We start from the raw sequence: 9,875 nt of genomic DNA on the forward strand, positions 1-9,875 counted from the left end.
CCGTGGCGCTCGCGGCCCGGCTGCGCGCGGCGACCTGCGAGATCTACACCGACGTGGACGGCGTGTTCAGCGCCGACCCCCGCGTGCTGCCCGCCGCCCGCTGCCTGCCGTGGGTCGACCCCGTGGTGATGGCGGAGATGGCGTTCGCGGGCGCCCGTGTCCTGCACACCCGCTGCATCGAGCTGGCCGCCATGGAAGGGGTCGAAGTGCGCGTGAGGAACGTGTCGTCGCAGGCGCCCGGGACGACGGTCGCCGAGCGGCAGGACGACCGCCCGCTGGAGACCCGGCGGGCGGTCGTCGCGGTCACCCACGACACCGACGTCGCCCGGGTGCTCGTGCACTGCCGGGACAGCCGGCGCGACCTGGCGCCCGACGTGTTCGAGGTGCTCGCCGCCCGGGGGACCGTGGTGGACCTGGTGGCGAGGTCCGGACCGTACGAGAACGAGTTCCGCATGGGCTTCACCATCCGCCGCAGCGAGGCCGACCGGGTACGCGACGCGCTGCACGTGGTCGCCGCCTCCTTCGGCGGCGGCGTGCACTTCGACACGGACGCCGGCAAGGTCTCCGTGGTCGGGATGGGCCTGCTCAGCCGTCCCGAGTACGCGGCCCGGCTGATGGCCGCGCTGGCCGCCGCCGGGATCCCGACGAGCTGGATCTCCACCTCCCAGACGCGGCTGTCCGTGATCGTGCCGCGGGAGCGCACCGTCGACGCCGTCGAGACCCTGCACCGCGAGTTCGACCTCGGCGGACCGCCGCCGGAGGGCGCCGCGGCACCCGGCCGCTCCGCCACCGTTTGAGAGAGGCAGGACACAAGTGGCTGTACTCAACGCTTCGTTCGGCCGCGGGCTGCGCCTGCGACGCCTCTTCCGGCAGGGCGACGGGCGCCTGCTCGTCGTCCCCCTCGACCACTCGGTCACCGACGGGCCGCTGCGCACCGGCGAGCTGGACGCGCTGCTGGGCGAGCTGGCCGGCACCGGCGTCGACGCCGTCGTGCTGCACAAGGGCACGCTGCGCCACCTCGACCACGGCTGGTTCGGCGGCATGTCGCTGATCCTCCATCTGAACGCGAGCACCCGGCACGCCCCGGACCCGGACGCCAAGTACCTGGTGGCGCACGTCGAGGAGGCGCTGCGGGCGGGCGCCGACGCCGTCAGCGTGCACGTCAACCTCGGCTCCCGCCAGGAGGCCCGGCAGGTCGCCGACCTGGCCGCCGTGGCGGGGGAGTGCGACCGCTGGAACGTACCGCTGCTGGCCATGGTCTACGCGCGCGGCCCGGAGATCCCCGACTCGCACGCGCCCGAACTCGTCGCGCACGCCGCGCTGCTCGCCGCCGACCTCGGCGCCGACGTCGTCAAGACCGACTACGCCGGCACGCCCGAGGAGATGGCCGACGTCGTACGGGCCTGCCCGATCCCCGTGATCGTGGCCGGCGGCCCGCGCGCGGCCGACTCCGACGCCGTCCTGTCGTTCGTCTCCGACGCGCTGCGCGGCGGCGCCGCCGGGGTGGCGATGGGGCGCAACGTCTTCCAGGCCGAGAAGCCCGGGCGGATGGCCGCGTCGATCGCCCGCCTCGTGCACGCACCCGGCCACGAGCCGGGCCGTACCGGCGTCGACAACCGCCTCGCCCTCACCACCTGACGCCCCGCCCGATCCCCGCCGACGTCCTGCTCTGAGGAGAGATCCGTGAAGCTGTGCTGGCTCGACATCCGTGCCGCCGACGGGGCCAAGGAGGCCATCGTCGAAGAAGCCGTCCACCAGCGGGTCGACGCCATCGTGGCGGCCGACCCCGCCGACCTGGAGCCGCTGCCGCCGACGGTGAAGAGGGTCCTCTTCCCGCTCGGCCGGCCGCTGCCGGAGAAGCTGGAGCCCGCCGACCTCGTCATCGTCGACCCGGCCCGCCACGGCGACCCCGCGGAACTGGCGCTGGCGCACGCCGGCGTGGAGTTCGGCCGCTACGTCGAGATCACCGACGCCGAGAGCCTGGAGGACGCCTGCCGCGCCGCGCGCCACGACCGGTGGAGCCTGCTGGACTTCCGCGACCCCACCAAGATCCCGCTGGAGATCGTGCTCGCCGCCGCGGCCGGGGCCGAGGGCAGCATCGTCACCCGGGTCGCCGACGTGGAGGAGGCGGAGATCGTCTTCGGCGTCCTCGAACACGGCTCCGACGGCGTGATGCTCGCGCCCCGCGCCGTCGGCGAGGCCACCGACCTGAGGGCCGCCGCGGTCACCCAGGCCGCGGACCTGTCGCTGGTGGAGCTGGAGGTCACCGGCATCCGCCGGGTCGGCATGGGCGAGCGGGCGTGCGTCGACACCTGCACCAACTTCCGCCTGGACGAGGGCATCCTCGTCGGCTCGCACTCCACCGGCATGATCCTGTGCTGCAGCGAGACCCACCCGCTGCCGTACATGCCGACCCGCCCGTTCCGCGTCAACGCCGGTGCGCTGCACTCGTACACGCTCTCCGCCGAGGGCCGCACCAACTACCTCAGCGAGCTGTCCTCCGGCGGCAAGGTGCTCGCCGTCGACTCCGCGGGCAAGTCCCGCGTCGTCACCGTGGGCCGGGTCAAGATCGAGACCCGGCCGCTGCTCGCGATCGACGCGATCGCGCCGTCCGGGGTGACGGTCAACCTCATCGTCCAGGACGACTGGCACGTGCGGGTCCTCGGACCCGGCGGCGAGGTGCTCAACGTCACCGACCTGACCGCCGGCACGAAGGTGCTCGGCTACCTGCCCGTCGAGCAACGGCACGTCGGCTACCCCATCGACGAGTTCTGCATCGAGAAGTGAGCGGGGCCGCGATGACCGCGCAGCCCGTGCTGGACTTCCATGTACGCCTCGCGCCCCGGCCCGGCGCCGCCGCGCGGCTGCTGGCGGCGCTGGACGGCTGCGGCGTGGCGCGCGCGGTGGTCTGCGCCGGCGGCACGATCGACCTCGACACGCTCGCCCGCCAGCTCGTCGACGGCGGGCACGTCGAGACCGACCCCGACAACGACGCCGTCCTGGCAGCCTGCACGGACGCCAATGGGGGCACCCCCGCCAGTGAGGGCGTAGCCGGTGGGGGAGGGGGCACCCCCGCCAGTGAGGGCGTAGCCGGTGGGGGAGGGGGCACCCCCGCCAGTGAGGGCGTAGCCGGTGGGGGAGGGGGCACCCCCGCCGGTGGGGGCGTAGCCGGTGGGGGAGGGCGGCTGGTGCCGTTCTGGTTCGCCAACCCGCACCGCCCGCCCGGCGCGTACCGCGAGCGGGCGGCGGAGTTCCGCGGTCTGGAGGTCTCGCCCGCGGTGCACGGCGTCGCGCTCACCGACCCGCGCGTCAGCGCGCTGGTTCAGGTCGCCGCCGACAGTGGCCACCCCGTCTACACCGTCTGCCTCGCCCGCCCCGGCGCGGGCGTTGCCGACCTCGTCACCCTGGCCCGCCGCTTCCCGCAGACGGACTTCGTCCTCGGGCACAGCGGCATCGGCAACATCGACTTCCACGCCCTCGCCCTGATCCGCGACCGGCCCAACATCTCGCTGGAGACCTCCGGCGGCTACACGTGCGTGGCCGAGGCGGCGATCGACCGGCTGGGCGCCGCGCGGGTCGTCTTCGGATCCGAGTACCCGCTCCAGCACCCGGCCGTGGAACTCGCCAAGTTCACGGCGATCGGCACCCCGCCCGCGCAGTGGCGGCAGATCGCCTGGGAGAACGCACACCGACTACTGGGGGAGGAGAAACCGTGACCGACACATCGGCGCGCCTGCCGCACATCGGCCAGTGGAACAGCCCCGGAGAACTGCTCGGGCTGCAGGAGAAGCAGCTCCCGCAGACCGTCGCCTGGGCCGCCCGCTCACCCTTCTACCGGCCCCGGCTGGCCACCGCCACCGCCCTGCCCGCGACCGCCGCCGACCTCCGGGGACTGCCGCTGACGACCAAGCAGGACCTGCGGGACAACTACCCGTACGGCATGCTCGGCGTCCCGAAGGAACGCCTGGCGACCTACCACGAGTCGAGCGGCACCGCCGGCCGGCCCACGCCCTCGTACTACACCCAGGAGGACTGGCTCGACCTCGCCGAGCGCTTCGCCCGCAAGTGGATCGGCATCTCGGCCGCGGACGTCTTCCTGGTGCGCACCCCGTACGCGCTGCTGCTCACCGGCCACCTCGCGCACGCCGCCGCCCGGCTGCACGGCGCCACCGTCGTGCCCGGCGACAACCGGTCGCTGGCCATGCCGTACGCCCGCGTCGTACGCACCCTGCACGACCTGGACGTCACCCTCACCTGGTCGGTGCCGACCGAGTGCCTCATCTGGGCCGCCGCCGCGACCGCCGCCGGCCACCGACCCGGCGCCGACTTCCCCGCGCTGCGCGCGCTGTTCGTCGGCGGCGAGCCGCTGACGGACGCCCGCCGCCGGCGGATCAGCAGGCTGTGGGGGGTGCCGGTGATCGAGGAGTACGGCTCCACGGAGACCGGCAGCCTCGCCGGGGAGTGCGAGCACGGGCGCATGCACCTGTGGGCCGACCGGGCGCTGTTCGAGGTGTACGACCCGCGGACCGGGACCGTCGCCGCCGAGGGCGCGGGGCAGCTCGTCGTCACCCCGCTGTACCGCGAGGCGATGCCGCTGCTGCGCTACAACCTGGAGGACGACGTCGAGGTCTCGTACGACGACTGCGACTGCGGCTGGCAGCTGCCCACCGTCCGCGTCCTGGGCCGCGCGGCCTTCGGCCACCGGGTCGGCGACGCGCAGATCACCCAGCACCGGCTGGAGGAGGTCGTCTTCTCCCTCCCCGACGCCTACCGGGTGTACTTCTGGCGCGCCCGCGCCGAAGTGGTCTCGCTGCGCGTCGAGATCGAGGTGCCCCCGGAGCACCGCGCGGCCGCGGAGGCGGCGCTCACGGCCGCCGTGCGCGCCGAGTTCGGCGTCGACGCCGACGTCACCGGGCTGCCGCCGGGATCGCTGATCCCGCGCGACGCGCTCACGAACATGCCCGACGTGGTCAAGCCGCGCAGCCTGTTCGGCCCCGACGAGAACTGGAGCAAAGCGCTCCTCTACTACTGAGGTGGAAGCCATGTCGCAGATGAGGGTGGCCGTCGTCGGCGCCGGGATCGCCGGCCTCGCCTTCGCCGCCGCGCTGCGCCGCGGCGGGGCGGACTGCCACGTCTACGAGCAGGCGGAGCAACTTGCCGAAGTGGGCGCGGGGGTGCAGGTGGCGCCCAACGCGACCCGGCTCCTCGACCGCCTGGGCCTCGGCGGCAGGCTGCGCGCCGCCGCGGTCGCCCCGGAGGCGATCGAGATGCGGCGCTGGGACGACGGCCTGCTGCTCCAGCGCACCCCGCTGGGCGACAAGTGCCTGCGCCGCTTCGGCGCGCCGTACTACACCGTGCACCGCGCCGACCTGCACGCCGCGCTGCCGTCCGCGCTGCCGCCGGACCGGCTGCACCTGGGCGCCCGCCTCGTCGCCGTCACGCAGGACGAGGCGGAGGCGCGGCTGCACCTGGCCGACGGGCGGACGGTCGCGGCGGACGCGGTGGTGGGCGCGGACGGCATCCACTCGGCGGTCCGCGAGTGGTTCGTCGCCGACTGGCCCCGCTACTCGGGACAGACGATCTACCGCGGCCTCGTGCCGGCCGAGCGGGTGCCCCACCTGCTCGACGAGCCGCGGGTGCGGCTGTGGTTCGGGCCGGAGCAGCACTGCGTGTGCTACCCCGTCTCGGGCGGCCGGCAGATCAGCTTCGGCGCCACCGTCCCGGCCGCCGCCTGGGAGGTGGAGTCGTGGTCGGCGCGCGGCGACGCCGAGGGGCTGCGGGCCGCGTACAAGGGCTGGCACGAGGACGTCGTCCGGCTGCTGGACGCGGCGCAGGGCGTCAGCAGATGGGCGCTGCACGACCGCGACAGCATCGACCGGCTGGGCTGGGGCCGGGTGGCCGTCATCGGCGACGCCGCCCACCCGATGCTCCCGTTCCAGGCGCAGGGAGCGAACCAGGCGATCGAGGACGCCGTCGTCCTCGCCCGCTGCCTCGCCGACGCCGGCCCGGCCGCCGGCCGGGACGACGTGCGGGCCTCCGTGCACCGCTACGAGCGGATCCGCCTGCCCCGTACGACCCGGATCCAGCGCCGGTCCCGCGCCAACTCCGAGACCTTCCACCTCGCCGACGGTGCCGCGCAGCGGCGCCGCGACGCGGGCGCTCTCGCGGAACCAGGGCTGGACCGGCACCAGTGGCTGTTCGGCTACGACGCCGAGCAGGCAGTCGCCATGACCGGCAGGAGCTGATGATGGAACTGACCGGAATCGAGTCGGCCGTCGCCCTGGTCACCGGCGCGGCACAAGGCATCGGCGCCGCCGTGGCCACGACCCTGGCCGGGGCCGGCGCGCACGTCGCGGCGGCCGACCGCAACGAGGAGAAGCTCGCCACCGTCGTCGACAAGCTGGCGGCCGAGGGCGTGCAGGCGCGCGGCTACGTCCTCGACGTGTGCGACAGCGCGGCGGTGGACGCGGCGGTCGCGCGCGTCGAGGAGGAGCTGGGGCCCGTCGGCATCCTCGTCAACGCCGCCGGCGTCATGCACACCGGCCGCGTCGTCGAACTCCGCGACCGGCAGTGGGCCGAGACCCTCGCGGTCAACGCCGGCGGGGTGTTCCACGTCTCGCGCGCGGTGGCGCGGCGCATGATCCGCCACGGGCGGGGCGCGATCGTCACCGTGGCGTCGAACGCCGCCGGCGTGCCTCGTACCGAGATGGCCGCGTACGCCGCCTCCAAGGCCGCCTCCGCCCAGTTCACCCGCTGCCTGGGCCTGGAGCTGTCGGACTACGGCATCAGGTGCAACGTCGTCTCGCCCGGCTCGACGGACACCCCCATGCTGCGCGCCATGCACGAGGACGACCCGGAGCTGCGGGAGGTCGTCGAGGGCATGCCGGCCGAGTACCGGGTGGGCATCCCGCTGCACAAGCTCGCCCAGCCGCGCGACGTCGCCGAGGCCGTCGCGTACCTGGTGTCCGACCAGGCGGGCCACGTCACGATGCACGACTTGTACGTGGACGGCGGCGCCTCCCTGCACGTATGACGCCGCCGGCCCCGAGGACCCGAGGACCCGAGGAAGGGAACACCACCGTGTCGGATCGCACTCACGTCGTCGTCATAGGCGGCACGTCGGGCATAGGGCGGCACTTCGCCCAGACCTGCGCCGACCGCGGCAGCGACGTCGTCGTCACCGGCCGCGACGAGGACCGCACCAAGGCCGCCGCCCACGAGATCGGCGGCCGCACCCGCGGGCTCGCGCTCGACCTGGCGGACCCCGAGGCCGCCATCGCCGCGCTGGCCGGTGTCGAGCGCGTCGACCACCTGGTGCTCACGGCGCTGGACCGGGACCAGAACACCGTGCGCGACTACCGCCCCGACGCCGCCACCCGGCTGCTGACCGTCAAGCTCACCGGCTACACCGCCGTCCTGCACGCGCTCGCCCCCAAGATGCCCGGCCACGGCGCCGCCGTCCTGCTCGGCGGCCTGGCCAGCCACCGCCCGTACCCGGGCTCCACCACCGTGACCACCGCCAACGGCGGCATCGCCGCGCTGGTGCGGACCCTGGCGTTCGAGCTGTCGCCGATCCGCGTCAACGCCCTGCACCCGAGCATCGTCGCCGACACCCCGTTCTGGAGCGACAAGCCGGCCGCGCGCGCCGCCGCGGAGGAAAAGGCGCTCACCAAGCGGCCGGTGACGATGCGCGACTGCACCCACGCCCTCACGTTCCTGCTGGAGAACCGCGCGATCAACGGCGTCAACCTGAACATCGACGGCGGCGACGTCCTCATCTGACGACGCCTCTCCCGTATTTCGGAAAGTCCCCCGATCACGTGAATCCCCGGCGCGGTCACGCCAATTCCACGGCCGCGCCGGAAGACCGCGTGAATGGGTCATGTGCGCGAGCACGCGGGACCCGAGACTGCACTGTGACCGCCACGTCCGGACGTCCTCGTCCAGACGTCCCTGTCAAGGAGGTGTCATGAGTTCGACGGACTCGCCGGCGGGCGGCGACCGCTATGTCGCCGTACACGGCAGCGCCGGGTTCAAAACCCTGCAGCGCAAGACGAATTCGTTTCTCATCCGGGCGAGCGTCCTCTTCTTCGGATGGTGGTTCATCGGGACGTCGCTGGCCGCCTTCGCCCCCGGGTTCTTCCGGCAGGAGATAGCCGGTCCTGTCAACGTCGGCCTGTTGTTCATGTTCCTGACGTTCGTCGTCGTCGTGACGGTCTGCGCCAGTTATCTGCGTTATGCCGCGAACCGGCTCGACCCCTTGACCGACCAGGTCCGGGCGGAACTGGAAGGAGAGCCGCGATGAGCACGATCCTCGCCGACCCGCCGCCGCCCATCGACAACACCTGGGCGGCGCCGGGGATCGCGATACCGGCGACGATAGCCGTCGCCGTCGCCGTGTACTTCGTCGTCAGGTCGGTACGCGACAGCGTGCGTACCCCCGACGACTTCCTCGTCGCGAACCGGCGGATAGGGCCCGTACAGAACGCCGTCGCGCTGGCCTCCGCGCCGCTCATGTACTCCACCCTGTTCATCATCACCGGGCATATCGCGCTCAACGGCTACGACGCCGCGATGCTGCTGACCGCGTTCACCACGTCGATGGTGCTCGGCGTGCTCCTCTTCGCCTCGCCCATACGCAACCTCGGCGGATACAGCCTCGGCGACATCTTCGCGATGCGCGCGGAGGAGCGCAGCGCACGCAAGGCGGCGGCGGTCGTCACGCTGCTGATCTACGGGATGTTCACGATCATCAGCCTCGCGGCGATCGCCTTCATCTTCAACCGCTGGTTCGGCCTGGACAACGTCGCCGGACTGGGCGCGTCGGTCCTCGTCGTGGGCCTGGTCACCGTCATGTACGCGTATATGGCCGGCATGACGGGCGTCACCCGGCTGCTGGTGTTCAAGGCGATCCTCACGCTCACCGTGGTGCTGGTGCTGACCCTCCTGGTGCTGGCGGAGTTCAACCTGAACATCTTCGACATCCTCGACAGGGCCGAGGCCAACCGCAAGGACGTGCCCGCCGGCTACGACCTGCTCGGCCCCGGGCGCGAGTTCGGCGAGGGCCAGCACCGGCTGGTCCACCTCTCCAAGCTCTTCTGCGTCGCCGTCGGCGTCGCCGCCATCCCGTTCCTGTTCATGCGGAACTTCGCCACCACCGGCGGCAAGGCCGCCCGCCGCTCCGCCGGCTGGGCGTCGATGATCGTCGTCGGCATCTACCTGTGCATGGCCCTCGTCGGCTTCGCCTCCGTGGCGGTGCTCGGCCCCGAGCGGATCGGCGTGATCAAGGCCCACCGCGACATCAGCCTGCCCAAGCTCGTGGACGAGCTGGGCGGACAGGTGATGGTCGGCGTGCTCGCGCCGATCGCCCTGCTGACGATCGTCGGCGTCTACGCGGCCCTGCTCATCAACGCCGTCACCTGCGTCACCAAGGACCTCAACGTCGTACGCGGCCGCACGCCGGGCCCGGCCGACCAGCTGAAGGACATCCGCCGCAACACCCTGCGGATCGGCATCGGCTCCGTGCTCGTCGGCGTCGCGATGCTGCCGGTGCGCACCCACATCTTCATCCCGACCTCCATCGACCTGGCCGGCACCGCGATCCTCCCGGCCGTCGTCTACGCCCTGTTCTGGCGCCGGTTCAACACCGCCGGGCTGAAGTGGATCGTCTACGGCGGCACGGCCCTGCTGTTCTTCCTGGTGGTCTTCTCCAACGGCGTGACCGGCCCGGAGGACGCCATCTTCCCCGGCCACGACATCAAGTTCATCGACATCGAACCCGGTCTGATCACCGTGCCGGCCGGCTTCCTGCTCGGCTGGCTCGGGAGCCTCAGCAGCAAGGAGCGCGACGACGCGGCCTTCGCCGAGATGCAGGT

Annotated in this window: 10 protein-coding genes; all 10 read left to right on the forward strand. The window is 72.9% G+C overall.

Annotated elements, in window-relative coordinates:
• Positions 1–797: ACT domain-containing protein (locus H5J30_RS08725; protein ID WP_181786665.1), on the forward strand; the 797-nt coding region annotated here is incomplete at its 5' end.
• A 16-nt stretch (positions 798–813) separates the two neighbouring features.
• The gene (locus tag H5J30_RS08730) at positions 814–1,638 is read left to right on the forward strand and encodes a 2-amino-3,7-dideoxy-D-threo-hept-6-ulosonate synthase (RefSeq protein WP_181786667.1); all 825 of its coding nucleotides are present in this window, start codon (positions 814–816) and stop codon (positions 1,636–1,638) included.
• A gap of 45 nt (positions 1,639–1,683) precedes the next feature.
• Entirely contained in the window at positions 1,684–2,787 is a 1,104-nt protein-coding gene (locus H5J30_RS08735; protein WP_181786669.1) for a 3-dehydroquinate synthase II, read from the forward strand.
• Positions 2,788–2,798: 11 nt separating this feature from the next.
• Entirely contained in the window at positions 2,799–3,716 is a 918-nt protein-coding gene (locus H5J30_RS08740; protein WP_258563196.1) for an amidohydrolase family protein, read from the forward strand.
• Entirely contained in the window at positions 3,713–5,032 is a 1,320-nt protein-coding gene (locus H5J30_RS08745) for a phenylacetate--CoA ligase family protein (protein ID WP_181786671.1), read from the forward strand. Before H5J30_RS08740 ends, H5J30_RS08745 begins: the two co-directional genes overlap by 4 nt.
• Before the next feature lie 10 nt (positions 5,033–5,042).
• The gene (locus tag H5J30_RS08750) at positions 5,043–6,245 is read left to right on the forward strand and encodes an FAD-dependent monooxygenase (RefSeq protein WP_181786674.1); all 1,203 of its coding nucleotides are present in this window, start codon (positions 5,043–5,045) and stop codon (positions 6,243–6,245) included.
• Positions 6,246–6,247: 2 nt separating this feature from the next.
• The gene (locus H5J30_RS08755; RefSeq protein ID WP_181786676.1) at positions 6,248–7,033 is read left to right on the forward strand and encodes a 2,3-dihydro-2,3-dihydroxybenzoate dehydrogenase; all 786 of its coding nucleotides are present in this window, start codon (positions 6,248–6,250) and stop codon (positions 7,031–7,033) included.
• Between the two features lie 47 nt (positions 7,034–7,080).
• Complete coding sequence (locus H5J30_RS08760) at positions 7,081–7,782, forward strand: SDR family NAD(P)-dependent oxidoreductase (RefSeq protein WP_181786678.1); 702 nt, start codon at positions 7,081–7,083, stop codon at positions 7,780–7,782.
• Positions 7,783–7,969: 187 nt separating this feature from the next.
• On the forward strand, positions 7,970–8,305 hold the full coding sequence (locus H5J30_RS08765) for a DUF485 domain-containing protein (RefSeq protein ID WP_018839528.1): 336 nt from the start codon (positions 7,970–7,972) through the stop codon (positions 8,303–8,305).
• Positions 8,302–9,875 (forward strand): solute symporter family protein (locus H5J30_RS08770; protein ID WP_181786680.1); only part of this gene is annotated, 1,574 nt, incomplete at its 3' end. The genes H5J30_RS08765 and H5J30_RS08770, both read left to right, overlap by 4 nt.

This window comes from Streptomyces phytophilus (genome assembly GCF_013870535.1).
Taxonomy (GTDB): domain Bacteria; phylum Actinomycetota; class Actinomycetes; order Streptomycetales; family Streptomycetaceae; genus Streptomyces; species Streptomyces phytophilus.